Genomic DNA, 26,544 nt, shown 5'->3' with positions numbered 1-26,544 from the left:
ATGGCGATGCGCACGGCACTGATGCTTTCCTGCATGACCCTTGCCCTGGTCGGCTGCGCGGGTTCGAACGATGAACACCGCACGCCGCCGACCACCCAGCAGGTCGACCTGCAACGCTACCAGGGCACCTGGTATGAGCTGGCGCGCCTGCCAATGTTCTTTCAGCGCAACTGCGTGCAATCCGAAGCGCGTTACGGCTTGCGTGAGGACGGGCGCATCGACGTCAACAACCGCTGCAAGGAAAAGGACGGCCAGTGGAACGAGGCCAAGGGCATCGCCGAAGCCCAGCAACCGGGCAAGACCGACAAGCTCTGGGTGCAGTTCGACAATTGGTTCAGCCGGCTGGCTCCAGGCCTGACCAAGGGTGAGTACTGGGTGCTTTACCACGACAAGGACTACCGCGTGGCCCTGGTCGGGCACCCGAACCGCGAGTACCTATGGTTGCTCTCACGCACGCCGGCAATCACCGACCAGGAACGCGAGGAACTGCTGTCGATTGCCCGCAAGCAAGGCTACGACACCAGCAAGCTGATCTGGCGCCAGGAGGGCTAGCCCGCCGCGCGGCTGGCATGTCGACGACGCGGGGCAAGCAGGCTAAGGTGTGCGCCCCGCCTCCCCTCGAAGGAACGAGCCGTTGATCACCTGCCACGTCAAATACACCGTCGACCCTTACCAGCTACCGGCCTTCGAAGCCTATTCGCGCCTGTGGATGCGCCTGGTCACGCGCATGGGCGGCAAGCACCATGGCTATTTCCTGCCTGCCGAAGGTGCCAACAACATCGCCTACTGCCTGTTCAGTTTTTCCAGCCTGGCCGCCTACGAGCAGTACCGCAAGCAGGCAGAGACCGACCCGGAATGCATCGCTGCAGTCGCCCTGGCCACTGAGCAACGGTTCATCCACAGCTATGAACGCAGCTTCCTCAAGCCGTTGCTCGAACCGCGCATTCGCTCGCTGGCGCTGTGCGTTTTCCATCACCAAGGGAAGATTCTGGTCAACGTCTTCGACGACCCGGTGACGCAGCAGACGCTGTGCCGCCCACTCGGGGGTGGCATCGAGTTTGGTGAGCGGGGCCGTGACGCCATCGCCCGGGAAATCGAAGAAGAATTGGGGCAGTCGATCAGCGATGTGCGGTTGCTCGGCACGCTGGAGAGCTTGTTCCACTATGCCGATACGCCGGGGCATGAGATTGTGCAGGTATTCGATGCACGCTTCGACGACGCCAGCCTTTACCAGCAGACCTGGGTAGAAGGCCGCGAGTCCGACGGCAGCCCCTTCCGCGCCCGGTGGTGCGACAGCGCCGACTTCGACCGCATCGGCCCGCTTGTGCCGCAGGGCCTGCAAGCGTTGTTGCGCGACCTGTCGCTGCTGGGCTGAAGCAAAGGAGCCTGATCATGGACCTGCTGTTTCTAGGCACCAGTGCCGGGGTGCCGACCAAGGCCCGCAACGTCAGTGCCACGGCCGTCATCGAGGCCAGCGGCAGCCACTGGTACCTGATCGATTGCGGCGAAGGCACGCAGCATCGGCTGCTGCAGACGCCGCTGTCGATACGCGACCTGCGCGGCATCTTCATCACCCACGTACACGGCGACCATTGCTTCGGCCTGCCCGGCCTGCTGGCCAGCGCCGGGATGAGCGGGCGTACCCAGCCGCTGGATATCATCCTGCCCGCCGCCCTGCATGACTGGGTGCGCCTGGGCTTGACCGCCAGCGACACTTACCTGCCTTTCGAGGTGCGCCTGCTGGCCGTTGAAAGCCTGACTGACTGGCGTAGCGAGACGCTGCAGGTCAGTACCGTGCAGCTGTCGCACCGGGTGCCGAGCGTGGGCTTCGTGTTCACCGAGCTCAACCCTGAGCCGCGCCTGGACGTGCAGCGCCTGGATGCCGAAGGCATTCCACGCGGGCCGTTGTGGGGCGACCTGGCCAAAGGGCTGTCGGTCGAGTATGAGGGGCGGACCCTGCACGGCCAAGACTACCTGCGCGCATCGCGGCCGGCGCGACGGGTGATCGTGTGCGGTGACAACGACAGCCCCGAGCTGTTGGCGGAGGCGGCCAAGGGCGCGGATGTGATGGTGCACGAAGCGACCTTTACCCAGGCGGTCGTCGAGCGCACGGGGGCTACGTTCGGCCACAGCACAGCGGCGCAAGTGGCACGGTTTGCCGAGGCGGCGGGTGTGCGCAACCTGGTGCTCACGCATTTCAGCGCACGCTACCAGGGCGATCCGCGGCGCAGCCCGTGCATCGACGATGTACGTGTGGAGGCCCTGACGCATTACAGCGGGCATCTGACCTTGGCGCAGGACCTGCAGCGGTATCATATTGGGCGGGATGGGTGTCTTGTGGTGGTGGGGTAGATAGGGTTGCGGCTGATAGGTGCATGCCGTTAGGGCTGTGGCGCCTATGAGATCGAGCGCCGCCCGCGCGGCGCATCGCGAGCAACGCTCGCTCCTACGTTTTTTCGGGCCAATTATTCCTGGGGCAAACGCGCGCGACCGCCCTGGCGTATGGCTCGATATCGCGTCGAACAAACAAGGCGGTCGCGCGCGCCTGCCACAGGCGTTATTGGCCAAAAACAAACGTAGGAGCGAGCGTTGCTCGCGATGCGCCGCGCGGGCGGCGCTCGATCTCATAGGCGATGAAAACCTCCCGCCAGGCACCTGTCAGCCGAACCACCCCTTCAAGACATACACCCCCTACGCCGCCAACCGCCCACTGGCAATCGCCTCCGACGCTGCCAGCATCGCCCGCAACAACACCGCACACCCCGCCGCCAGGTCCTCCGGCGTGGCGTTCTCGATTTCGTTGTGGCTGATGCCATTCTCGCAAGGCACGAAGATCATCCCTGCTGGCCCCAATTCGGCCAGGAAGATCGCGTCATGCCCGGCTCCACTGACGATATCCATGTGCGGCAGGCCCAGCGCACCTGCCGAATCGCGCACGGCATCGACGCAGGCCTTGTCGAAATACAGGGCCGGGAAATCCGCCGTAGGGATCAGCTCATGCGCCAGGCCATGCTTGGCGCAGGTGCTCTCGATCACCCCACGCACCTCGGCAATCATCGCGTCCAGTTGCTCGCCTTCAAGGTGACGGAAGTCCAGGGTCATGCGCACCTCACCCGGGATCACGTTGCGTGACCCTGGGTAGGCCTGCAGGCAACCCACCGTGCCACAGGCATGTGGCTGGTGCCCAAGGGCCGTACGGTTGACTGCCTCGACCACGGCGGCAGCGCCCACCAAGGCATCCTTGCGCAAGTGCATGGGCGTTGGGCCGGCATGGGCTTCGACCCCGCGCAGGGTCAGGTCGAACCACTTCTGGCCCAGCGCACCCAACACCACGCCGATGGTCTTGGCCTGGTCTTCAAGGATCGGCCCCTGCTCGATATGCGCTTCAAAATAAGCCCCCACCGGGTGGCCGAGTACCGCGCGCTGGCCGGCGTAACCGATCGCATCGAGCGCCTCGCCAACACTCACCCCCTGTGCATCACGCTTGGCCAGCGTCTCTTCCAGCGTGAACTTACCGGCGAACACCCCAGAGCCCATCATGCAGGGGGCAAAGCGCGAGCCCTCCTCGTTGGTCCACACCACCACTTCCAACGGCGCTTCGGTTTCAACGCCGAGGTCGTTGAGGGTGCGGATCACCTCCAGCCCGGCCATCACCCCATAACAGCCATCAAACTTGCCGCCGGTGGGCTGGGTATCGATATGGCTGCCGGTCATCACCGGTGGCAGCTTGGGGTTGCGCCCCGGGCGGCGGGCGAAAATATTGCCGACCGCATCGACACTCACGGTGCAACCGGCTGCCTCGCACCACTCGACGAAGAGGTCGCGGGCCTGGCGGTCAAGGTCGGTCAGCGCCAGCCGGCAGACACCGCCTTTGGCCGTGGCGCCGAGGCGGGCAAGGTCCATCAGCGATTGCCACAGGCGTGCGCTGTCAACATGGCGGGCGGTGGTCTTGAGGATATCGTGGACTGGAGTCATGGGTTTTCCCCTCAGGCTTTTTTGTTGTTTATCAGGGCCTCTTCGCGGGCAAGCCCGCTCCCACATTGAACGTGCCGTAGCCTGTGGGAGCGGGCTTGCCCGCGAAGAGGCAAACTCAGTATCACGGCAACGGCTTGGCCAACCGCGCCGGGCTGCGCGCCGCCAAGCCACCCAGGACGTAGTACAACGCCCCACCCAGCAGCGAGCCGGTGAACCAGCCATAGTCGTAGAACCAGCTGAAGCTGCTGTTGCCGATCGACATCACGGTCAGCGCCACCGGGACGCCGAAGGCGGCAAACCCAGCCCAGTTCCAGGCCGGATACACGTCATCGCGGTACAACCCGGCCAAGTCCAGGCGCTGGCGACGGATCAGGAAATAGTCCACCACCATGATTCCGGCAATCGGCCCGAGCAGGCTCGAGTAACCCAGCAACCAGTTCGAATAAACGCTTTCCAGGCTCAGGTCCGAGACGATCCAGCCCAGCTTCTTGAGCAGTTCATGGCCCATCAGCGCCAAGCCGATAAACCCGGTCAGCCACACCGCGCGGCTTCGCCCGATCAGGCGTGGCGCGATGTTCTGGAAGTCGTTGGTGGGCGAGACGATGTTCGCCGCCGTGTTGGTCGACAACGTGGCGATCACGATCAACGCCATGGCCAGCGCCACCCAGCCCGGGCTTTGGATCTTGCCGATCAGGCTGACCGGGTCAGACACCGTTTCACCCACCAGCGACGCGGACGCTGCGGTCAGCACCACACCCAATGCCGCGAACAGGAACATGGTCAGCGGCAGGCCGAAGATCTGCCCCAGTATCTGGTCCTTCTGGCTTTTGGCGTACCGGCTGAAGTCGGGAATGTTCAGCGAGAGCGTGGCCCAGAAACCGACCATGGCGGTGAGCCCGGCACAGAAGTAGCTGACCACGCTGACGCCCTCTGGCCGCTTGGGCGGCTGCGCCAGCAACTCGGTCATCGACATGTGCGGCAGTGCCCAGAACAGCAGGCCCACGCCCACCGCCACCAGCAACGGCGCCGAAAGCGTTTCGAGCCATTTGATCGACTCCGCCCCGCGCAACACCACCCACAAGTTAAGCGCCCAGAAAATCATGAAGCCGATCACCTCCCCGGTGCCCTCCAGAGCCTTCCAGCCATCGAACATCGAGCCGAGGAACAGGTGAATGGCCAGGCCGCCGAACATCGTCTGGATGCCGAACCAGCCGCAAGCGACCACCGCGCGAATCAAGCACGGCACGTTCGAGCCGAGGATGCCAAACGAGGAACGCAACAGCACCGGAAACGGGATGCCGTACTTGGTGCCAGGGAACGCGTTGAGGGTCAGCGGGATCAGCACGATGAGGTTGGCCAGCAGAATGGCCAGCAGCGCCTCGCCCACGCTCAGGCCAAAGTAGGCCGTGAGCACGCCGCCGAGGGTGTAGGTGGGCACGCAGATGGACATACCCACCCACAGGGCGGTGATGTGCCATTTGTTCCAGGTGCGTTGGTGCACCTTGGTGGGTGCGATGTCGTGGTTGTAGCGCGAGCTGTCGAGCACGTCAGTGCCTGCCTCCAGCTCGAACAGGCCATCCTGCTCGATCACTTGCGATCTGCTCTGTTGCATGGGGCCTTCTCCAGGTTTTTCTAATTGTTTGCTCATCGGGCTAAAGCGATGGCCGGAGTACACACACCACCAGTACTGCTCCTCCGGTCCGGCCTGGCGGTTGTGGCCGTACTCAAATTACGTGCCGGGTTGGCCTGAGCCGTCCCGGGTGGCCGCCGCCGACCGGAGGTAATCAACTGAACTGCAAGGCATTTATCGACGCAAAGCGAAAGCACGGTTATCCCTTCGCCTGCCTGTTGCGCCCGCTCAAGCCAGGCTTGCGTCCGGCGCGTGTTTCAAACCGGTGCAGCCTGTTTTTTCAGCCACGCGGCAGGCGTCTTCTGGCCCGCTATCAAGCAGCTGATTTTGCATGGAAAATCTTGACCAATTTGGCTTCTTGTCAAGTGCGTCAAAATGGTGAAAGGCCTCACCATTTTGGTGATTCAAACAATAATTATCTAAATATCAATAAGTTACGAAAGTTATAAGCTCATAAATTATTTTCTTGAACAATCCCAAATCACCATCTAGATTCCATTCTTGTCAGGCCTGACAGGATTGTAGGCTACCCTTCGATCACCGGCAGTCACTGGCGTATAACAATTCAAGAACCGGCCCAGACCGGTCAGCCTGCGAGGAAGACGGCATGTCCCTGTTGATCCGTGGTGCCACCGTGATCACCCACGAAGAGCGTTACACCGCCGATGTCCTGTGTGTCGATGGCCTGATAGCGGCCATAGGCGCAAACCTCGAACCGCCCACCGACTGCGAAATCCTCGACGGCAGTGGCCAGTACCTGATGCCCGGCGGCATCGACCCGCACACCCACATGCAACTGCCCTTCATGGGCACCGTGGCCAGCGAAGACTTCTTCAGCGGCACCGCTGCCGGCCTGGCCGGTGGTACCACCTCCATCATCGACTTCGTCATCCCCAACCCGCAGCAGTCATTGCTGGAAGCCTTTCACACCTGGCGTGGCTGGGCGCAAAAGAGTGCCTGCGACTACGGCTTCCACGTCGCCATCACCTGGTGGAGCGAGCAGGTCGCAGAAGAGATGGGCGAGCTGGTGGCCAACCACGGGGTGAACAGCTTCAAGCACTTCATGGCGTACAAGAACGCCATCATGGCGGCCGACGATACCTTGGTCGCCAGCTTCGAGCGCTGCCTGCAACTGGGCGCGGTGCCTACCGTGCATGCCGAGAACGGCGAGCTGGTCTACCACCTGCAGAACAAGCTGCTGGCCCAAGGCCTGACCGGGCCAGAGGCACACCCGCTGTCGCGCCCTTCGCAGGTCGAAGGCGAGGCGGCCAGCCGTGCTATCCGTATTGCCGAAACCATCGGTACGCCGCTGTATGTGGTGCACATCTCGAGCCGCGAAGCCCTGGACGAGATCACCTACGCTCGGGCCAAAGGCCAGCCGGTGTATGGTGAAGTACTGCCAGGCCACCTGCTGCTCGACGACAGCGTCTACCGCAATCCGGATTGGGCCACGGCCGCAGGCTATGTAATGAGCCCGCCCTTCCGCCCGCGGGAACACCAGGAAGCCCTGTGGCGCGGCCTGCAGTCGGGTAACCTGCACACCACCGCCACCGACCACTGCTGCTTCTGCGCCGAACAAAAGGCCATGGGCCGCGATGACTTCAGCCGCATCCCCAATGGCACCGCCGGCATCGAAGACCGCATGGCGGTGCTGTGGGATGCCGGAGTCAACAGTGGGCGCTTGTCAATGCAGGAATTCGTCGCGCTGACCTCCACCAACACGGCCAAGATCTTCAACCTGTTCCCGCGCAAGGGCGCGATACGCGTCGGTGCCGACGCTGACCTGGTGCTGTGGGACCCACAGGGCACGCGGACGATTTCGGCGCAAACCCACCACCAGCGCGTGGACTTCAACATTTTCGAAGGCCGCACCGTTCGCGGCATCCCCAGCCACACCATCAGCCAGGGCCGTGTGCTGTGGGCCGATGGCGACTTGCGCGCCGAACCTGGCGCCGGTCGTTACGTGGAGCGCCCGGCCTACCCCTCGGTGTACGAGGTGTTAGGCCGCCGCGCCGAGCAACAGCGCCCGACACCCGTTCAGCGCTGAGCATTACCCGCACTGCACCTGCACTGCCGTACCGGCCCTGAAGAGGCCGGGCGGCGCCGTATTGCCGTTGACTGCCACATCCAAAAAAGAAAAGAGAGGCTACAACCGTGATCGATGCCCTGAACCACTTGCCGCGCCCCCGGGCCGGCGCCGACCAGCTGGCCGAGCGCTTCGGCGATCTCGCCCCTCCCCTCACCGCCCGCCAGGCCGCCGTGGAGAGCGCACGCTGCCTGTATTGCTACGACGCGCCCTGCGTCAATGCGTGCCCCAGCGAAATCGACATTCCCTCGTTCATCCACCGCATCAGTGACGAGAACCTGCAAGGCGCCGCCGAACGCATTCTCTCGGCCAATATTCTCGGCGGCAGTTGCGCCCGTGTCTGCCCGACCGAGATCCTCTGCCAACAGGCCTGCGTACGCAACAACGCCCAAGAATGCGCACCGGTGCTGATCGGCCAGTTGCAACGCTATGCGCTGGACAACGCGCACTTCACCGAGCACCCCTTCACCCGCTCCCCCGCTACCGGCAAGCGCATCGCCGTGGTCGGCGCCGGCCCTGCGGGGTTGTCCTGCGCGCATCGCCTGGCCATGCATGGGCATGACGTGGTGGTGTTCGAAGCCTGCGAAAAAGCAGGTGGCCTCAACGAATACGGTATCGCCCGCTACAAACTGGTAGACGACTACGCCCAGCGCGAAGTGGAATTCCTGCTGGGCATCGGTGGCATCGAAATCCGCCACGGCCAACGCCTGGGGGACAACCTTGGCCTGGGCGAGCTGCGCGATCAATACGACGCGGTGTTCCTGGGCCTGGGCCTGAATGCGGTGCGCCAGCTCGGCTTGGCCGATGAAGAGGCACCTGGGGTGCTCGCCGCCACGCAGTACATCCGCGAACTGCGCCAGGCCGATGACCTGAGCCAACTGCCGCTGGCCGACCGCTGCCTGGTGATTGGCGCCGGCAACACCGCCATCGACATGGCCGTGCAGATGAGCCGCCTGGGCGCCCATGACGTCAACCTGGTGTACCGCCGCGGCCACGCCGACATGGGCGCCACCGATCACGAGCAAGACATCGCCAAGGCCAACCAAGTGCGCCTGCACACCTGGGCGCGCCCCGAGGCGGTACTGCTGGACGATGCCGGCCAGGTGCGCGGCATGCGCTTCGCCCGCACCGAGCTTGCCGACGGGCGCCTGCGCGACACCGGCGAAACCTTCGAGCTGGCCGCCGATGCGATCTTCAAGGCCATCGGCCAACGCTTCGATGACGCCAGCCTCGCCGACCCCGTGGCGGCGCAGCTGGCCCGCGAGGGTGAACGCATCCGCGTCGATGCGCACATGCGCACCAGCCTGGCGGGCGTCTACGCGGGCGGCGACTGTACCGCATTGGGCCAGGACCTCACCGTCCAGGCTGTGCAGCACGGCAAGCTGGCCGCTGAAGCCATCCATGCCCAACTCATGCTCAACGTGGAGGCAGCGTAAATGGCCGACTTGTCTATCGAATTTGCCGGCATCAAGGCACCCAACCCGTTCTGGCTGGCCTCGGCGCCCCCCACCGACAAGGCCTACAACGTGGTCCGCGCCTTCGAGGCTGGCTGGGGCGGTGTGGTCTGGAAAACCCTGGGCGAAGACCCGGCGGCGGTCAACGTGTCGTCGCGCTACTCGGCGCACTACGGCCCCAACCGCCAGGTGCAGGGGATCAACAACATCGAATTGATCACCGACCGCTCGCTGGAAATCAACCTGCGCGAGATCACCCAGGTGAAGAAGGACTGGCCCGACCGTGCGCTAATCGTGTCGTTGATGGTGCCGTGCGAGGAAGAATCCTGGAAGTTCATCCTACCTCTGGTGGAGGCCACGGGCGCTGATGGTATCGAGCTGAACTTCGGCTGCCCCCACGGCATGCCTGAGCGCGGCATGGGCGCAGCAGTCGGCCAGGTACCGGAATATGTGGAGATGGTCACCCGCTGGTGCAAGACCTATTGCGCCCTGCCGGTGATCGTGAAACTCACACCCAACATCACCGACATTCGCCAGTCGGCCCGCGCCGCGCACCGTGGCGGGGCGGATGCGGTGTCGTTGATCAACACCATCAACTCGATCACCAGCGTGGACCTGGACCGCATGGTGGCCCACCCGATAGTCGGCGACCAGAGCACCCATGGCGGCTATTGCGGTTCGGCGGTCAAGCCGATCGCGCTGAACATGGTCGCGGAAATCGCCCGCGACCCGGAAACACGCGGCTTGCCCATCTGTGGCATCGGCGGCATCGGCAACTGGCGAGACGCGGCCGAGTTCATTGCCCTGGGCAGTGGCGCCGTGCAGGTGTGCACGGCAGCGATGCTGCACGGGTTCCGCATTGTCGAAGACATGAAAGATGGCCTGGCGCGCTGGATGGACCAGCATGGGCACCGCAACCTGGAAGCATTCAGAGGCCAGGCGGTGGGGCACACCACTGACTGGAAGTACCTGGACATCAACTACAAGTCAGTGGCGCACATTGACCAGGACGCCTGCATTGGGTGCGGTCGTTGCCATATCGCCTGCGAAGACACCTCGCACCAGGCCATTGCCAGCACGGCCAAGGCCGACGGCACCCACGTCTACAGCGTGATCGAGGAGGAATGCGTGGGCTGCAACCTGTGCCAGATCACCTGCCCGGTGGAAAACTGCATCGACATGGTGGCGCAGGATACCGGCAAGCCTTACCTGAACTGGACGCAGGATCCGCGTAACCCCTATCGCGAGGCGAGCTGAGGCTGAATAGGCCGGGGCCGCTGCGCGGCCCTTCGCGGGGCAAGCCCGCTCCCACAGGATTTCTGCTTGCTTGAAATAGCACACGACGCCTGTGGGAGCGGGCTTGCCCCGCGAAGGGCTGCGAAGCGGCCCCAACTCTGGTCAAACCACCGCTGTCTCATGCAAGTACACCCACACCACCCGCTGCTCGTCACACTCCACAATCGCCAACGAATACCGCGCAGTCTCCTGCCCCGGCAAGCGGTGGGTCTCCTTGTAGCGCACCGCCACACTCGCACCCGCCTGCCACACTACCTGCACGTCACTGACCTCGATTTCCAGCCCTGGTCGAACGCCGGCCCCCCGCTCGAACAACTGCCCCACCTGCTGGTGATCAACAATCGCGCCCGTCGTGGTAACCATACTGAAGTTGTCGGCAAACACCGCCATCAACTCGCTGCGAAGCGCCTCGGTCTGCGCAGCGGGCCGGGTGAATACCGCATGGATCAGATCATGTACATCGTGGATGCTGCGTACAGCCCGTTCACTCAAGGTCATATTCAAGGTTCCAAACCAATGCCGCGCAGGATGACGCTGGTCACCGTCTGCACCGCGTTTTCAAACGCCCTGTCCGACAATGCCTCGCCGCCATTGAGCAACGCCACCTGATAACCGAAGTCCGCATAATGCTGGGTCGATGCCCAGATCATGTACAGCAGTGCAGACGGCTCCACCGGCAAGATGCGGCCCTCTTCCACCCAACGGCGGATCTTGGCCTCCTTCAGCTTTGCCCATGGCACGAGGCTTTCATCCAGGCTCACGCCCAGCACAGGCGCCCCGTGCAGCATTTCTTCAGCCCAGATCTTGGAGCCCAGCGAGCGCGAGCGCGAGTGGCCCATCTTGGCCCGGATGTAACTGGTGAGCACCACCCGCGGGTCATCGAAATTTTCGAAGCACAGCGCGTCCTGTTTCCACACGTCTAGCAGGTCCTGCAGCACCGCGCGGAACAGTTCGTCCTTGGTGCTGAAGTAGTAATGCAGGTTGGAGCGCGGCAACTCGGCCTGTTCGGCGATGTCGCCCATAGAGGTAGCGCCGTAGCCTTTTTCGGCGAATACCTTTTCTGCTGCCTGAAGAATCTTCTCGATATTGCGCCGACGGATCTCGATCTTGTGGTTGGCCATTAAGGTTGGGCCGTCCACACCGCCAGCTCATAGCCGTCCGGGTCCACGAAATGGAACCGCCGGCCACCCGGGAACGCAAACGTCGCCCGGCTGATCACCGCCCCCGCCGCCTTAATCCGCTGCTGCGTTGCCTCCAGATCGTCCGCATACAGGATGACCAGCGGGCCACCCGGGCGCACCGGCTCACCCGTGGTAAAGCCCCCGGTCAGGCGACCATCGCTGAACTCCGTGTAACTCGGCCCGTAATCGGTGAAACGCCAGCCGAACACGCTGCCATAAAACGCCTTGCTCCGTGCGATATCGCCGACGTTGAATTCGATGTTGTCGATCTGCCGATCGTGGCCACGAACGCTCATGCATAGTCCTTGCTGAGAGAGGTAATTGCCCCAGTCTACTCCGGTCGTTTCGCCCAATCGAATCAGGCAGCCTGGAACAATCGCGTGACCACGGGCTGCTGACGGTGACGCGCTTGCCAAATGTCGTAATCGGCCTGGATGGCAAGCCAGAGCCTGGCCGTACTGATACCGGCCATTTCCAGGCGTAATGCGAGGTCTGGAGACATTGCGGCACGGCCATGCAACACCCGAGAAAGCGCTTCACGCGAGAACCCCAGGTGCGACGCAAAGGCTTTCACCGTCAGGCCCAACGCCGGCAGAACGTCCTCACGCAAGGTTTCGCCGGGGTGTGGCGGATTGTGCAAAGGCATGATCAGCCCTCCTGTTCAGTGATAATCAAGGTAATCAACCAGTTCGACATCCGAACCCACAAAACGAAAAATCAGCCGCCAGTTACCCGAAACACTGACTGACTGATGATCATGGGTAGCTCGCCGCGTCCATTTGGGAGACAGGCATAGCGTGACCCTATACATCACACATGGCAAAGTATCACATGTGACGTCATGCGTCACACGCTGATTGAGACCAGAACACATGCGGGTAGCACACTATCCACACCGCGCCCGGTCCCGCGCCGGGCACTGCGCACGGTGCAGGTTCAGTGCCGTGTTGATGATGCCGATATGGCTGAACGCCTGCGGGAAGTTACCCAGCATTCGCTTGCCGGCCGGGTCGTACTGTTCCGCCAGCAAGCCGAGGTCGTTGCACAGGCCGCTCAGCCGTTCGTACAAGGCTTGCGCCTGCGCTTGCCGGCCCAGCAGGACATAGACGTCGGCGAGCCAGAACGAACACACCAAGAAGGTGCCCTCGCCCGGGGTCAGGCCATCGCTGCAGCTGTCGGTGTCATAGCGCAACAGCAAGCCATTTTTCAGCAAACGCTGCTCGATTTCCTGCAGGGTGCGCAGAAAACGAGGGTCATCCGCTGGCAAAAAACCGGTCAAGGCGATGTGCAGCAGGCTGGCGTCCAACTCGTTGGCGCCATAGGCCTGCACGAAAAATGTGCCGCTGGGGTCCAACCCGTTCTCACACACGTCCCGATGGATCTCATCCGCCACCTGGCGGTAATGCCGCCCGCGCGCGCGGTCTTCTTCGGTGGTGTCGGCCAACCCTGCGGCGCGGTCGAATGCCACCCAGGCCATCACCTTGGAGTGCACGAAATGCTGCCGGCCGCCGCGCACTTCCCAGATACCTTCATCGGGCTCACGCCAGATGCGCTCGACATACGGCAGGATCAACCGGGCAATCGCGGCGCTCCGTGGGTGGCGGGGCAAACCGCCTTTGATTGCTTGGCTCATGGCATCGGCCAGTTCGCCGTAGATATCCAGCTGCCGCTGCCCCGACGCCGCGTTGCCCACCCGCACCGGCTGCGAGTGCTCGTAACCGGCCAACCACGGCAAGGTGTATTCCTGCAAGTCGCGCTCGCCGGCCAGGCCATACATGATCTGCATCTGCTCGGGGTTGCCGGCGACCGAACGCAGCAGCCATTCACGCCAGGCCTGGGCTTCGTCGAAGTAGCCAAGGTTCATGAACGCCAACAAGGTCATGGTGGCGTCGCGCAGCCAGCAGAAGCGGTAGTCCCAGTTGCGTTCACCGCCGATACGTTCGGGCAGCGACGTGGTAACCGCGGCAACGATCCCGCCGGTGGGCGCGTAGGTCATCGCCTTGAGCGTGAGCAGCGAACGACGCACCCGGGCGGTATAAGGGCCGACCTCCGGGCAGCGGGCGGCAAAGGCCTGCCATTGGTCGATGGTTTGCCCCAGCGCGGTGTCGACATCGCAATCGGGCTGAACAGGCAGGTGCGAGGGCTGGTGGCGCAGGCTGAAGACCTGGCGTTCACCGGCACGCACGCGAAAACGTGCAACGGTGTGGTGGTCGCGGGCATGCGGGGGCACGGTGCTGCTGAGGATCAACCGGTCTGGGCCGGCGACGGCGCTGAGGGTCAAGGGGTCGAGCCGTTCCACCCACGGCACGCTGCGGCCGTAGTCGAAACGCATCACCAGGTCCAGTTCGAAGTTGGTTTCGCCAGCAAGCCCCTCGACGATGCGGATGACCGAGTTGACCTCGCCCAAAGGCATCAAGTCCAGCACGCGGGCCCGGCCTGAGGCGGTGACCCAGGTGGTTTCCAGCACCAGGGTGTCGTCCAGGTATTGCCGGCTGGTGTGTTCGACCGGGTCGCAGGGGGCCAGGCGCCAACGGCCGTTTTCATCGTTGCCTAGCAGCGCTGCGAATACCGCCGGGGCGTCGAAGCGCGGTAGGCACAACCAGTCGAGCGAGCCATCCCGGCTGACCAAGGCGGCGCTGCGGCAATTGCCGAGCAGGGCGTAGTCTTCGATAGCTGCGGGCATTGGATCTCCTTTCAATTGAGCCGGGTCTGTTGCCTGTATTGGCCTCTTCGCGGGCAAGCCCGCTCCTACAGGTTCTGCACAGTGCTCAAGACTGTGGGAGCGGGCTTGCCCGCGAAGAGGCCGGCACAGGCAACACCGCTTGATCAGGTCACCCCAGGCGGTGCCATTCCCGCTTGTCCCGGGTCAGCAGTTCATTGCCAGCCTCGGGCCCATCCTCACCCGCCGGGTATTCATGCACCTCCCCTTCCTTGGCCCAGGCATCGAGAAACGGCTGTACCGCGCGCCAGCCGTTTTCGATGTTGTCGGCGCGCTGGAACAACGTCTGATCGCCGGTCAGGCAGTCGTAGATCAGCGTCTCGTAGCCCGTTGCTGGGGTCATCTTGAAGAAGTCCTTGTAGGCAAAGCCCAGCTCGACGTTCTCCATCACCAGCTCCGGCCCTGGGCGCTTGGCCTGCAAGTCGAACCACATGCCCTCATTGGGCTGGATCTGGATTTTCAGGTAGTTGGGTTTGGGCCGTTCCAGCTCCGACTCGCGAAACTGCGCATACGGCGCAGGCTTGAAGCAGATGGCAATCTCGGTGTCGCGCACGCTCATGCGCTTGCCGGTACGCAGGTAGAACGGCACGCCGGCCCAGCGCCAGTTGTCGATCATCACCTTCAGCGCTACGTAGGTTTCGGTCTGGCTGTTTTGCGCTACGTTGGCCTCCTGGCGGTAACCGGCCAAGCGCTTGCGCCCCTGCTTGCCAGCGCTGTACTGACCGCGCACGGAGTTCTTCAGCGCCATCTTCGTCGACCACGGGCGAATGGCACCGATCACCTTGGCCTTTTCACCACGCACCGCATCGGCGCCAAAGGCGGCCGGTGGCTCCATGGCGACCATCGCCAGCAACTGGAACAAGTGGTTGGGGACCATGTCGCGCAGGGCCCCGGTGTTGTCATAGAACGCACCCCGGGTCTCGACGCCAACGGTCTCGGCGGCGGTGATTTGCACATGATCGATGTAGTGGTTGTTCCAGAACGACTCGAACAGGCCGTTGGAGAAGCGGCTGACCAGGATGTTCTGCACCGTCTCTTTACCCAGGTAATGGTCGATGCGGTAGATCTGCCGCTCGCCCATCACCTTCAGCAAACAGGCGTTGAGTGCCTCGGCGCTGGCAAGGTCGGTCCCGAAAGGCTTCTCCACCACGACCCGACGAAAGCCCCCGCCGGACTCGTCGAGCAAGCCGGCCTGGCCCAGGCGTTGGGCCACTTCGGGGAAGAAGCGTGGCGATGTCGCCAGGTAGAAAATCGCGTTGCCATGCCGGGTCGCGTCGATGCGCTTGGCGATGGCCTGGTAAGTGGCCGGGTCCAGAAAGTCGCCGGTCTGGTAGTCGAGCTGTTTGGCCAAGCGGCCCCAGAGTTTTTCGTCCAGGCACTTGGCGCCCCCCTCACTGTCCTTGTCCCGCTCCAGCATGAACGCGTGCAGGCGGTCGGCGAACGCTTCGGCAGTGGCCGCATTGTGGTCGACGCCGACAATGCGCAGGTTGCGGTCCAGCAACCCGTCGCGGCTAAGGTTGTACAGCGCCGGCATCAGCAGGCGCTTGACCAGATCGCCATTGGCGCCAAACAGAAACAAGGTACAAGGCGGTGCAGCAGGGATCGTCTGTTTAGTCATTCGCCTTTCTTCTCGACATGGCCACCGAAGCCCAGGCGCATGGCCGAGAGGATCTTGTCACCGTAAGTGCCTTGCTGCTGGCGCGAGCGGAAGCGTGCAAACAGCGCGCTAGACAGCACTGGCACTGGCACGGCTTGCTCAACGGCGGCGTCGATGGTCCAGCGGCCTTCGCCACTGTCCGACACCGAACCACTGAACTGCGCCAACTGCGGGTCGGCTACCAATGCGTCGGCAGTGAGGTCGAGCAGCCACGAGGTCACCACACTGCCACGACGCCAGACTTCAGCGATTTCGGCCACGTTGAGGTCGAAACGCTGGTCTTCCGGCAGCTCGTTGCCGCCTTTGCTGCGCAGCAAATCGAAGCCTTCGGCGTAGGCCTGCATCAGGCCGTATTCGATGCCGTTGTGGACCATTTTCACGTAGTGACCGGCACCGGGCGGGCCTGCATGAATGTAGCCATGCTCGGCGCGCTGGTGCTCGCCTTCGCGGCCATGGGTGCGCGGGATGTCGCCAACGCCGGGTGCCAACGCCTTGAACAGCGGCTCGAGGCGTTCGAACACGTCCTTTTCGCCACCGATCATCATGCAGTAGCCACGGTCCAGCCCCCACACACCCCCTGAGGTACCGACGTCCAGGTAATGCAGGCCACGTTTGGCCAATTCGCCCGCACGGCGCATGTCGTCTTTATAGAAGGTGTTGCCACCGTCGATGATCGCATCGCCCGGTTCCAGCAGCTCGGCCAGTTGGGCGATGGTCTGCTCGGTAGGCTCCCCGGCCGGCAGCATCACCCACACCGCGCGCGGTGCCTTGAGTTTCTGTACCAGTGCACCGAGGTCGTGCGCACCTTGGGCTCCCTCGCCCTCCAGCCCCACGATGGCGTCACGGTTGCGGTCGTGCACCACGGTGCGGTGGCCGGCGCGCATCAGGCGCCTTGCAATATTGCCGCCCATGCGGCCCAGCCCGACGATTCCCAATTGCATGAGCCGATGCTCCCCTTGCGAAATAGATGACGACTACAGTTCAGCGTTTCAGATTAGTCCAGCGTACCGCCGAAGGGTTCAGCGACGAACGGCAAGACCACGATAAACAAAAAAGTTCCCACGGGCGGTGAAAGAATTCAGAATGCGCCCCGCATGAAGCGACTACGCTTGAAAATGTCTCCACCAATTGCGAGGTGTGCAATGGGTACTTTGATGCCAGCGACTCCCATCCAGACACTCTACGTCTCAGTGCGCCGTGATGAACTGGCCCGCCTGAAGCAAGAACGCGATCAGCTGCAACAACGTGTCGCGCAACTCAGCCAAATGCTGGAACAAGCCAATATTGGCGAAAAATCCGTCAGCCGCTGACGAACTTTCTACTCGTTGACGGGGGCACGCCCTCCTTACCGTAGCATCCGCCGCAGGCCCGCTCCGGAGCCTGCATCCGCCGATGGATACGCGTATGTCCCCCGTTGCCTATTTGCTCCCTGCCGCCCTGCTCATCGCCTGCCTGCCGGCGCAGGCGAGCACGCCACAAACAAACCCGCCACAACAATGCCAGACGCTGACTGAGGCCGAGTCCCGCGCCTTGTTCGAGCAATGGAATGCCAGCCTGCAGACTGGCGATGCGGCGGCCGTCGCCAAACTGTACAGCGACGATGCGGTATTGCTGCCCACGGTGTCGAAGGTGCCTCGGCTGACCCCCGACGAGCGAATCGACTACTTTCAGCACTTTCTTGCTGATCGGCCAAGTGGCACGCTGGACACGCTTCACCTGACCCCTGGTTGCAACAAGATGACCCTGGCAGGGCTGTACACCTTCGACTTTGCCGCCAACGGCAAGCAGGTACCCGCGCGCTACACCTTCACCTACCGCTGGGACGGGCAGGCCTGGCTGATCAGCCACCACCATTCCTCACTGTTGCCACAAAGCTGAGGTCGCCTTAGCAAGACACCTGCAAATTGCGTGTTTTACCCGCCCCATAAGAGGGCGAGAAAACACGCACGCGCCCCATGACGACGCGCCGCCCTTCCCGCCTGCCCCACCCTCGATCACCCCTGTTCACATCCAGTCACATTCGCCAACGTTTGCGTCTAAATCAGCCATAACGAAAGTGACCAGTGGGTCACCTTTTTTACTTCTTCTCTCCTACACTCAGCTTTCGGCCCGCCATTTGCTCAGAGGAAGAGTGACGTAGAAAAGTCGAACTTTCACAAACGGCGGTGGGTCAGCAATTAAGTAGGGCACGTGCAAAGGGGGCTTCCCCACCAGGGCCCGCCAACCCCAATCAGTCCAATCGCCGTCGGCCGGAATGCTGATCGCGTTGAGCCTGTGCGCACGACTCAGGGGCATGGATAGCACTACACAGTTTTGTATTAGAGAGAACCAACACGAGATAACACCACGGGTGCCAGCACCCGGCCAAGCATAGGGACGGAGAGAAGTATGATCAGTGCCGCTGTCGAGCCTCACGTAGATTCATTCAACCCGGACAACCGCGAGCCGCTTACCCCGGATTTCGCCACGACAGGCAAGGCACCCGGCGCCCAGCGCCAGCACAACCCGAACAAACGCAAGATTCTGTTCGTCACCTCGGAGATCGCCGACCTGGTCAAGACCGGCGGGCTGGGCGATGTCTCCGCCGCCCTGCCTCGCGCCTTGGCGCATCTGCATGATGTACGGGTATTGATCCCCGGCTACCGCCAGGTGATGGAAAGCGACAACCCGATTCACATTGTCGGCGAACTGGGCGGCCATGCGGCGCTGCCGCCGTGCAAGATCGGGCGTATGGACTTGGCTGACGGCCTGGTCATCTATGTGTTGATCTGCCCTGAGTTGTACCAGCGTGATGGCACTCCCTATGGTGCCAACAATGGTCGCGACTGGCCCGATAACCACATCCGCTTCGCACGCCTGGGCTTGGCCGCCGCCGAAATTGCCGCAGGCGAAGGCATGATCCACTGGAAGCCCGAAGTGGTGCATGCCCACGACTGGCCCGCCGGCCTGGCGCCCGCCTACATGCATTGGCGCGGGCTGAACACGCCGACGTTGTTCACCATTCACAACCTGGCCTACCAGGGCGTCTATAGCCGTGGCTGCAGCCCGGAACTGGCGATCCCCGAGCATGCCATGCAGCAAGAAGGCATGGAGTTCTACGGCAAACTGTCGTTCCTCAAGGCGGGCCTGGCCTACTCCAGCCACATCACCACGGTCAGCGCCACCTATGCCCGGGAAATCACCACGCCGGAGTTTGGCTGCGGCCTGGATGGTTTCCTCTCGGCCAAGGCCCAGCAAGGCCTGCTGGGCGGCATTCCCAACGGCATCGACGAAAGCTGGGATTCGGCCACCGACAAACACCTGCAACACAACTTCAGCATCAACGACTGGGCCGGCAAGGCGCGTAACGCCGAAGCGGTGCGCCAGCTGTTCGAGCTGGAACCTTCCGAAGGGCCGTTGTTTGCCGTGGTCTCGCGCCTGGTCTACCAGAAAGGCCTAGACCTGACCCTGGGCGTGGCCGACTACATCGTCGAGCAAGGCGGGCAGATCGCGATCATCGGCCGTGGCGAGCCGGAAGAAGAACAGGCCATGCGCGAACTGGCGCTGCGTCACCCCGGCCGCATCGGCGTGCGCATCGGCTTCAACGAAACCGACGCCCGGCGCATGTTCGCCGGCAGTGATTTCCTGCTGATGCCCTCGCGCTATGAGCCGTGCGGCCTCAGCCAGATGTACGCGCAGCGCTTCGGTTCGCTGCCGGTGGCGCGTAATACCGGCGGCCTGGCCGATACCATCGAGTGCGGTGTCACCGGTTTCCTGTTCAACGAATCGACCATCGAGAGCTACCGTGAGGCGCTCAGCCGCGCCTTCTATGTCTACGGCAAGAAAGACCTGCTCAACGCCATGCGCTGCCTGTCGATGACCCAGCCGTTCAACTGGTGCCAGGCGGTGGAACCCTACGCCCGCCTTTACGAGGACTTGGTCAAGCAGGCACAGGTCAGCCATTACTGAGCGGAGAACCGAAGATGCACAGGCATGGCGCACACTTGCTGGACGCCACGTCGGCGCGCTTCGCCCTCTGGGCGCCGGATGCGCGCAGCGTGAGCGTGGAACTGGAGCAGCAGCCTGCTGTAGCACTGCTGCCCGACAATGATGGCTGGTACACGGGCGTTGCCCCGTGTCAGGCCGGTGATCGGTATCGTTACCGGGTCGACGGCACATTGCTGGTCGCCGACCCCGCGTCGCGCTACCAGCCCGAAGGGGTGCAAGGGCCCAGCGAAGTGGTGGATGTTGCCAGCTATGCCTGGCAACACCCCTGGCAGGGCCGACCGTGGCATGAGGCCGTCATCCAGGAATTGCACGTCGGCGTGCTGGACGGTTACACCGGGGTTGCCCGGCGGTTGCCGCGCCTGGCCGAAATCGGCATCAGCGCCATCGAGCTGATGCCGCTGGGGCAGTTCCCGGGCGAACGCAACTGGGGTTACGACGGCGTGCTGCCGTTCGCGCCGCAAAACACCTACGGCACCCCGCAGCAACTGTGCGCGCTGGTCGACCAGGCGCACGGCGAAGGGTTGATGGTGTTGGTGGACGTGGTCTACAACCACTTTGGCCCGGATGGTAATTACCTGCACCAGTACGCCAGCCCGTTCTTTCGCGAAGACCGGCAAACGCCCTGGGGCGCGGCGATCGACTTCCGCCGCGCAGAAGTGCGCGAGTTTTTCATCCAGAACGCCTTGATGTGGCTGTGCGACTACCGCTGCGACGGCCTGCGCCTGGATGCGGTGCATGCCATCGACCAGCCGGACTTTCTGGTCGAGCTGGCGCAACGGGTGCGTGCTGCCGTGGCGCCCGGCCGGCATATCTGGCTGGTGCTGGAGAACGAGCACAACCAAGCCTTTTTGCTAGAGCAGGGTTTCGATGCCCAGTGGAACGACGATGGCCACAACGCCCTGCACGTGCTGCTGACCGGCGAAACCGAAGGCTACTACGCCGACTATAAACACCGCCCCATCGACCAGTTGGCCCGCTGCCTGTCGGAAGGCTTCGTGTTCCAGGGCCAGGCCAACCGCCATGGCACGCCACGGGGCGAGCCAAGCGGGCATCTCGAGCCCAGTTCATTCGTGCTGTTCTTGCAAAACCACGACCAAATCGGCAATCGCGCACTGGGTGAGCGCCTGACCCGCCTCTGCCCGCCGCAGGCTTTGCGGGCAGCCACCGGCCTGTTGCTGCTGGCGCCGATGATCCCGTTGTTGTTCATGGGCGAGGAGGATGGCAGTTGCAGCCCGTTCCTGTTCTTTACCGACTTCCATGACGAATTGGCCGATGCGGTGCGCGAAGGCCGGCGGGGCGAGTTTGCCCACTTCGCCGCGTTCGCCGACCCCGAGCAGCGTGAACGCATCCCCGACCCCAATGCCGCACAGACCTTTGCCTCGTCACGGCCGCAAAACAAGGACGTCATTGCCGGTTGGCATGGCCTCTATCATCAGTTGCTCGACTTGCGCCGCCGCCACGTCATCCCGCACTTGCCGGGCAGCCGCGCGCTGGGCGTTGACGTGCACGGCGACAAAGCGCTGACCGCACGTTGGCAGTTGGGCGACGGCAACACCTTGCGCATTGACCTCAACCTGTCCGCAAGCCCCCAAGCCGTCGCGCTGCCACCCGCCGAAAGCCGGCTGTTCGACAGCAGTGACACCCGCCACCCCGATACGTCCCTGACCGCGTATAGCTGCGTGGTCAGCCTGCTTCCCCCTGGCCAGGAGCGCCCATGAGCGAAACCGCCCTGCACCGTTTGGCGGCCCGCGTCGGGCTTAGCCGCGACTGGATCGATGCCAATGCCCGGCCGCAGCGAGTCAGCGATGACGTACTGCGCAATGTCCTCGAAGGCCTCGGCCACCCCGCCGCCGACGAAAACGCCATCCAAGCCAGCCTGCGCGCCGTGGAGGCCGCCGAAGACAGCGAACACCTGCCGCCCTTGTTGACCGTCGAGCTTGGCCAACCCCTGGCGCTGGGCCGCTACTTCAGCGCCAACAGCACCGTGCGTTGCACCTTGGAAGACAACAGCCAGCGCACCCTTACCCTGGACAACCAGGGGCGCCTGGCTGCCGAGCTGCCCCTCGGCTACCACGCACTGGAAATCGACGGCCGCACCTGCACCGTGGCCGTGGCGCCTTCACGCTGCTACAGCCTGGCCGACAGCGTGGCGCAACCGCCCCCACGCTGTTGGGGCCTGGCCGTGCAGCTGTACAGCCTGCGGCGCACTGGCGATGGTGGCTATGGCGACTGCCTGGCACTGGAACAACTGGCGCGCACCGCCGCCGAGCGCGGCGCCGATGCCTTGGCGATCAGCCCGATTCACGCGCTGTCGGCCATCGACCAGGAGCACTACAGCCCCTACTCGCCCTCCAGCCGCCTGTTACTCAATACCCTCTATGCCAGCCCAGCCGCGCTGTTCGGCGAGCGCGCCGTGCGCATGGCGATCGAAGCCTGCGGCTTGGAACAGGTGCTCGAAGACCTCGAGCAGCAGCCGCTGGTCGACTGGCCGCGCGCCGCTGCTGCTCGCCTGCGCCTGCTCGAAGCCCTGTACCAGGACTTCAGCCAGGGCGACCACCCGCTGCGCAAGGACTTCGACAGCTACCGCGCGGCCGCTGGCCAAGCCCTGGAACACCATTGCCGCTTCGAAGTGTTGCAAGCGCAAGCGGTGGAGCATGGCCTGGGCGCCGACTGGCGCAATTGGCCCCGCGCCTGGCACGACCCCTACCACCCCGAAGTCGAGGCCTTCGCCAGCGCCTACCCGGCCAAGGTCGAGTTCCACGCCTTTTGCCAGTGGCTGACCGAACGTAGCCTGCAACGCGCCCAAGAGGCCGCGCGGGGCAATGGCATGTCGGTCGGCCTGATCGCCGACCTGGCGGTGGGTGCCGACGGCGCCGGCAGCCAGGCCTGGAGCCGCCAGGACGAGTTGCTGGCCAACCTAAAAGTCGGCGCGCCGCCCGACATTCTCAACCGTTCGGGGCAGGACTGGGGCATTTGCGCCTTCTCGCCCGAAGGCCTCAAACGCAACGGCTACCGCGCGTTCATCGAGATGCTGCGGGCCAACCTCGCCCACGCCGGCGGCCTGCGCATCGACCACGTCATGGGCCTGCGCCGGCTGTGGTTGATCCCGCGTGGCGCCAAACCCAGCGAAGGCGCTTACCTGAATTACCCGCTCGACGACCTGCTGCGCCTGCTGGCGCTGGAATCGGTTCGGCACCAGGCGGTCATCCTCGGCGAAGACCTCGGCACCGTGCCCGAAGGCCTGCGCGAACAGCTGGCCGACAAGGCCGTGCTGGGCATGCGCGTGCTGCCTTTCGAACAGACTCAACCTGGCCACTTCAAGCCCATTCTCGACTGGCCCGACAGCGCCCTGGCCACCACCGGCACCCATGACCTGGCGCCGCTGGCCGGCTGGCTGGAAAACCGCGACATCGACTGGTTCCATCGCCTGCACTTGATCGATGCCGCCAACGAACTGCACTGGCGCCACGACCGCCAAAAAGAACACAACGGCCTGCGCCGCACCCTGGAGGCCAACTACGGCCCGCTACCCGATAACGACGCGGTGATCGACGCCGCCATCCGCTACGTCGGCCACACCCGCGCCCCGCTGGTGCTGGTGCCCCTCGAAGACCTGCTGGGCTGCGACGAGCAACCCAACCTGCCTGGCACCACCGCAGGCCACCCCAACTGGCGCCGGCGCTTTGCTATGCCGGTGCGCGAACTGCTCGACGACGAAGACGCCGCACGGCGCCTGGAACTGCTGGCCCAGGCCCGCGAACAAGCCTGGGAGCGTGACCGATGAAACCCCTGACCGCGACCTTACGCCTGCAATTTCACAGCGACTTCACCCTCGACCACGCGGTGCCGCTGGTGCCGTATTTCGCCCAGTTAGGCATCAGCCACCTGTATGCCTCGCCGATCCTCAAAGCCCGCGCCGGCTCACGCCACGGCTACGACGTGGTCGACCCGACCCAGGTCAACCCGGAGCTCGGCGGCGAGGCGGCGCTGCAGCGCCTGGTCGCTGCCCTGCGCCAGCACGGCATGGGGCTGATCCTCGACACCGTGTCCAACCACATGGCCGTGGGCGGTGCCGACAACCCCTGGTGGCAAAGCCTGCTGGCCTGGGGCCGGCGCAGCCCGTATGCGGAGTTTTTCGACATTCAGTGGCACTCCAGCGACCCCCTGCTGGCCGGCCAGTTATTGCTGCCCTTCCTCGGCAGCGACTACGGCGCAGCCTTGAAGCAAGGCGAGATCCCGCTGACCTTCGACAAGCAGCACGGCGTGCTGGAAGTTGCCCATTACGACCATCGCTTCCCGATCTGCCCAATCGACTATGGCTGGATCCTCGCGCAAAGCCCTGAGCCCGCCTTGCAGGCGTTGGCCGCGCACTTCACCGCGCTGAGCGACAGTGCCAAACCGCTGAACGATGCCCTGCCCTTGCAGGCTGAGCTGGCGCGCCTGGTAAACGACGGCGCCGACCTCGAATCGGCCCTCATCGCGTTCGATAGCCGCAGCGAGGCCGGCCTCAAACGCCTGCACCTGCTGCTTGAACGCCAGACCTATCGCCTGGCCAGCTGGCGCACCGCCGCCGACGACATCAACTGGCGGCGCTTCTTCGACATCAACGAGCTGGGCGGCCTGCGGGTCGAGCGTGCAGCGGTGTTCGAGGCCACCCACGCCAAGCTGTTCGAGCTGATCGAGCGCGGCCTGGTGGATGGCCTGCGCATCGACCATATCGACGGCCTGGCCGACCCCCGCGGCTATTGCCGCAAGCTGCGCCGCCGGGTCGACAGCCTGTTGGCGCGGCGGCCACTGAACGCGGCGCTGGAACACTTCCCTCTCTACGTGGAAAAAATCCTCGGCGCCGACGAGCACCTGCACCAAGACTGGCTTACCGACGGCACCACCGGCTACGAGTTCATGAACCAGGTCTCGCTGTTGCAACACGACCCGGCCGGCGAGGCGCCGTTAACCGAATTGTGGGCCAACGTCAGCGAGCGCCCAGACTTCCCCGAGGAAGTACGCTTGGCTCGCCACCTGGTGCTCAATGCCAGCCTGGCCGGTGACTGCGAATCGGTGGCCCAGGCCTTGCTGCAGGTGGCCCGCGACGACCTGATGACCCGCGACCTGACCCTAGGCGCAATCCGCCGGGCGTTGCAGGCGCTGGTCGCGCACTACCCGGTGTACCGCACCTACTTCAACGCCTGCGGGCGCCCTGCAGAAGATGAAGCCTTCTTCCAGCAAGCCCTGGCCAATGCCCGCCAAGACCTCAGCGAAGCGGACTGGCCGCTGCTCGACCAGCTCGAACAATGGCTCGGTGGCCAGCCCTGGCTCCGCCTGCCACCGGGCCGGCCACGCAAGCACTTGCGCCATGCCTGTGTGCGCTTCCAGCAACTGACCGCGCCCAGCGCCGCCAAGGCCGTGGAAGACACGGCGTTCTACCGCAGCGCCCGGTTGCTGTCGCGCAACGATGTGGGCTTCGAGGCCGAGCGTTTCAGCGCAGGCAGCGAAGTGTTCCATAACGAAGCCCAGCGGCGCCTGCGCGACTTCCCCGACAGCCTGCTGGCCACCGCCACCCATGACCACAAGCGCGGCGAAGACACCCGCGCCCGCCTGGCCGTGCTCAGCGAACGCGGCCCGTGGCTGGCCAGCCGGGTGGAGCATTGGCGCGAGTTGGCGGCGCCGCTGCGGGCGCAACTGGATGACGGCCTGGCCCCCAGCCCTGGCGATGAGCTGATGCTGCTGCAGACGTTGCTGGGCAGTTGGCCGCTAAACCTGGACCCGCACGATGACGGCGCCCTGCGCCAGTACGCCGAGCGCCTGCGGCAATGGCAACAGAAGGCCCTGCGTGAAGCCAAGTTGCGCAGCAGCTGGAATGCCCCGAACGAGGCCTACGAGGCCGCCTGCGCCAGCTACATCGACGGCCTGCTGCTGGATGACGAGAACCAGCAGCTGCGCAAGTCCGTGGCCGATGCCGCCCAGCTCATCGCCTGCCCTGGCGCACTCAATGGGTTGGTCCAGACGCTGTTGCGCATGACCATGCCCGGCGTGCCCGACCTGTACCAGGGTAACGAATACTGGGACTTCAGCCTGGTCGACCCGGACAACCGCCGCCCCGTCGATTACGCGCTCAGGCGCCGCACCCTGGACGACGCCACTACCCCCGCCGAGTTGCTGGCGCACTGGCGCGACGGCCGCATCAAGCAGGCCTTGATCGCGCGGGTGCTGGACTGCCGCCAGGCGCATGCCGAGCTGTTCCGGCGTGGTGCCTACCTGCCGCTGAACGTGCAGGGTCGGCATGCCGACAAGGTGCTGGCCTTTGCCCGCCTGGGTGACGACGAACGCGCCATTGTCATTGCGCCACGCCTGGCCAGCAGCCTGCTCGGCGGCGCCCCTACACCGTTGATCCCGGCCCATAACTGGGACGATACCCGGCTGATACTGCCGTTTGCCTTGTCGCCTGCCAACTCGACGGGACTTTTCTCCAGTGCTGCGGTCAGCCCTACAAAGGAGCTGCTGTTGAGCGCCGTACTGTCGGAATTTCCGGTCAATGTGTTGATACAACAATCTTGAGCAT

The 26,544-nt window shown here is 64.0% G+C and carries 21 protein-coding genes and 2 pseudogenes; 13 read left to right on the top strand and 10 right to left on the bottom strand.

Annotated elements, in window-relative coordinates; all coding sequences use genetic code 11:
* From HU764_RS07435 to HU764_RS07420, 4 genes and pseudogenes are all read left to right on the top strand, one after another.
* Positions 1-552 carry a lipocalin family protein gene (locus HU764_RS07435; RefSeq protein WP_186681225.1) on the top strand — a complete coding sequence of 184 codons (552 nt, stop codon included), beginning with the start codon at positions 1-3 and terminating at the stop codon, positions 550-552.
* A gap of 82 nt (positions 553-634) precedes the next feature.
* Positions 635-934 (top strand): annotated as a pseudogene (locus HU764_RS28060) (NIPSNAP family protein); the annotation flags it as partial.
* Positions 929-1,375, top strand: coding sequence for an NUDIX hydrolase (locus HU764_RS28055; protein ID WP_186681243.1), 447 nt, complete (start codon positions 929-931; stop codon positions 1,373-1,375). The pseudogene HU764_RS28060 and the gene HU764_RS28055, both read left to right, overlap by 6 nt.
* A 17-nt stretch (positions 1,376-1,392) precedes the next feature.
* Positions 1,393-2,352, top strand: coding sequence for a ribonuclease Z (locus HU764_RS07420; protein WP_186703737.1), 960 nt, complete (start codon positions 1,393-1,395; stop codon positions 2,350-2,352).
* Between the two features lie 339 nt (positions 2,353-2,691).
* Here HU764_RS07420 and HU764_RS07415 read toward each other — a convergent pair whose 3' ends face one another.
* Positions 2,692-3,975, bottom strand: a complete 1,284-nt coding sequence (locus HU764_RS07415; protein ID WP_186703736.1) for a Zn-dependent hydrolase — start codon at positions 3,973-3,975, stop codon at positions 2,692-2,694.
* Between the two features lie 121 nt (positions 3,976-4,096).
* Positions 4,097-5,587, bottom strand: a complete 1,491-nt coding sequence (locus tag HU764_RS07410) for an NCS1 family nucleobase:cation symporter-1 (protein WP_186681230.1) — start codon at positions 5,585-5,587, stop codon at positions 4,097-4,099.
* A gap of 625 nt (positions 5,588-6,212) precedes the next feature.
* Here HU764_RS07410 and hydA point away from each other — a divergent pair.
* From hydA to preA, 3 genes are all read left to right on the top strand, one after another.
* Positions 6,213-7,652 (top strand): dihydropyrimidinase, encoded by a 1,440-nt coding sequence (hydA, locus tag HU764_RS07405; protein WP_027592759.1) that lies wholly within the window; start codon positions 6,213-6,215, stop codon positions 7,650-7,652.
* A gap of 107 nt (positions 7,653-7,759) precedes the next feature.
* Entirely contained in the window at positions 7,760-9,127 is a 1,368-nt protein-coding gene (locus HU764_RS07400) for an FAD-dependent oxidoreductase (RefSeq protein WP_186681232.1), read from the top strand.
* A complete protein-coding gene (gene preA / locus HU764_RS07395; RefSeq protein WP_085272989.1) occupies positions 9,128-10,402 on the top strand; it encodes an NAD-dependent dihydropyrimidine dehydrogenase subunit PreA in 1,275 nt (424 codons plus the stop codon).
* 141 nt (positions 10,403-10,543) lie between these two features.
* Here the strand turns inward: preA and HU764_RS07390 are convergent, their stop codons facing one another.
* The 8 genes and pseudogenes from HU764_RS07390 to gnd form a co-directional block, all read right to left on the bottom strand.
* The gene (locus HU764_RS07390; RefSeq protein WP_099454753.1) at positions 10,544-10,939 is read right to left on the bottom strand and encodes a DUF4440 domain-containing protein; all 396 of its coding nucleotides are present in this window, start codon (positions 10,937-10,939) and stop codon (positions 10,544-10,546) included.
* Between the two features lie 2 nt (positions 10,940-10,941).
* Positions 10,942-11,562 carry a TetR/AcrR family transcriptional regulator gene (locus tag HU764_RS07385; protein ID WP_027592763.1) on the bottom strand — a complete coding sequence of 207 codons (621 nt, stop codon included), beginning with the start codon at positions 11,560-11,562 and terminating at the stop codon, positions 10,942-10,944.
* Positions 11,562-11,918, bottom strand: a complete 357-nt coding sequence (locus HU764_RS07380; protein WP_186680885.1) for a VOC family protein — start codon at positions 11,916-11,918, stop codon at positions 11,562-11,564. The genes HU764_RS07385 and HU764_RS07380 overlap by 1 nt, the downstream gene beginning before the upstream one ends.
* A gap of 62 nt (positions 11,919-11,980) precedes the next feature.
* Positions 11,981-12,268: a HigA family addiction module antitoxin gene (locus HU764_RS07375; protein ID WP_099428796.1), complete on the bottom strand. Its 288-nt coding sequence runs from the start codon at positions 12,266-12,268 to the stop codon at positions 11,981-11,983.
* 15 nt (positions 12,269-12,283) lie between these two features.
* Positions 12,284-12,370, bottom strand: a pseudogene (locus HU764_RS07370) (type II toxin-antitoxin system RelE/ParE family toxin); the annotation flags it as partial.
* A 138-nt stretch (positions 12,371-12,508) separates the two neighbouring features.
* Positions 12,509-14,305 carry a glycoside hydrolase family 15 protein gene (locus HU764_RS07365; protein ID WP_186680883.1) on the bottom strand — a complete coding sequence of 599 codons (1,797 nt, stop codon included), beginning with the start codon at positions 14,303-14,305 and terminating at the stop codon, positions 12,509-12,511.
* A gap of 148 nt (positions 14,306-14,453) precedes the next feature.
* On the bottom strand, positions 14,454-15,959 hold the full coding sequence (gene zwf / locus HU764_RS07360; RefSeq protein WP_186680881.1) for a glucose-6-phosphate dehydrogenase: 1,506 nt from the start codon (positions 15,957-15,959) through the stop codon (positions 14,454-14,456).
* The gene (gnd, locus tag HU764_RS07355; RefSeq protein ID WP_186680879.1) at positions 15,956-16,939 is read right to left on the bottom strand and encodes a phosphogluconate dehydrogenase (NAD(+)-dependent, decarboxylating); all 984 of its coding nucleotides are present in this window, start codon (positions 16,937-16,939) and stop codon (positions 15,956-15,958) included. Before gnd ends, zwf begins: the two co-directional genes overlap by 4 nt.
* 201 nt (positions 16,940-17,140) lie before the next feature.
* On the opposite strand from gnd, the gene HU764_RS07350 reads away from it, so the two are divergent.
* The 6 genes from HU764_RS07350 to HU764_RS07325 all read left to right on the top strand — a co-directional run bounded on the left by HU764_RS07350 (position 17,141) and on the right by HU764_RS07325 (position 26,540).
* The gene (locus tag HU764_RS07350) at positions 17,141-17,308 is read left to right on the top strand and encodes a DUF6026 family protein (RefSeq protein ID WP_177323874.1); all 168 of its coding nucleotides are present in this window, start codon (positions 17,141-17,143) and stop codon (positions 17,306-17,308) included.
* A 94-nt stretch (positions 17,309-17,402) separates the two neighbouring features.
* Positions 17,403-17,876 (top strand): SgcJ/EcaC family oxidoreductase, encoded by a 474-nt coding sequence (locus HU764_RS07345; RefSeq protein WP_081717453.1) that lies wholly within the window; start codon positions 17,403-17,405, stop codon positions 17,874-17,876.
* 510 nt (positions 17,877-18,386) lie between these two features.
* Positions 18,387-19,946, top strand: coding sequence for a glycogen synthase GlgA (glgA, locus tag HU764_RS07340; protein ID WP_099454759.1), 1,560 nt, complete (start codon positions 18,387-18,389; stop codon positions 19,944-19,946).
* Positions 19,947-19,960: 14 nt separating this feature from the next.
* A complete protein-coding gene (treZ, locus tag HU764_RS07335) occupies positions 19,961-21,703 on the top strand; it encodes a malto-oligosyltrehalose trehalohydrolase (protein WP_186703735.1) in 1,743 nt (580 codons plus the stop codon).
* Positions 21,700-23,769 (top strand): 4-alpha-glucanotransferase, encoded by a 2,070-nt coding sequence (malQ, locus tag HU764_RS07330; protein ID WP_186703734.1) that lies wholly within the window; start codon positions 21,700-21,702, stop codon positions 23,767-23,769. Before treZ ends, malQ begins: the two co-directional genes overlap by 4 nt.
* A complete protein-coding gene (locus HU764_RS07325) occupies positions 23,766-26,540 on the top strand; it encodes a malto-oligosyltrehalose synthase (protein WP_186703733.1) in 2,775 nt (924 codons plus the stop codon). The genes malQ and HU764_RS07325 overlap by 4 nt, the downstream gene beginning before the upstream one ends.
* The last annotated feature ends 4 nt before the right edge of the window (positions 26,541-26,544 follow it).

The organism is Pseudomonas kermanshahensis (assembly GCF_014269205.2).
GTDB lineage: Bacteria > Pseudomonadota > Gammaproteobacteria > Pseudomonadales > Pseudomonadaceae > Aquipseudomonas > Aquipseudomonas kermanshahensis.
The sequence above is the reverse complement of the archived record's forward strand: the minus strand, read 5'-3'. Positions and strand labels throughout refer to the sequence as shown.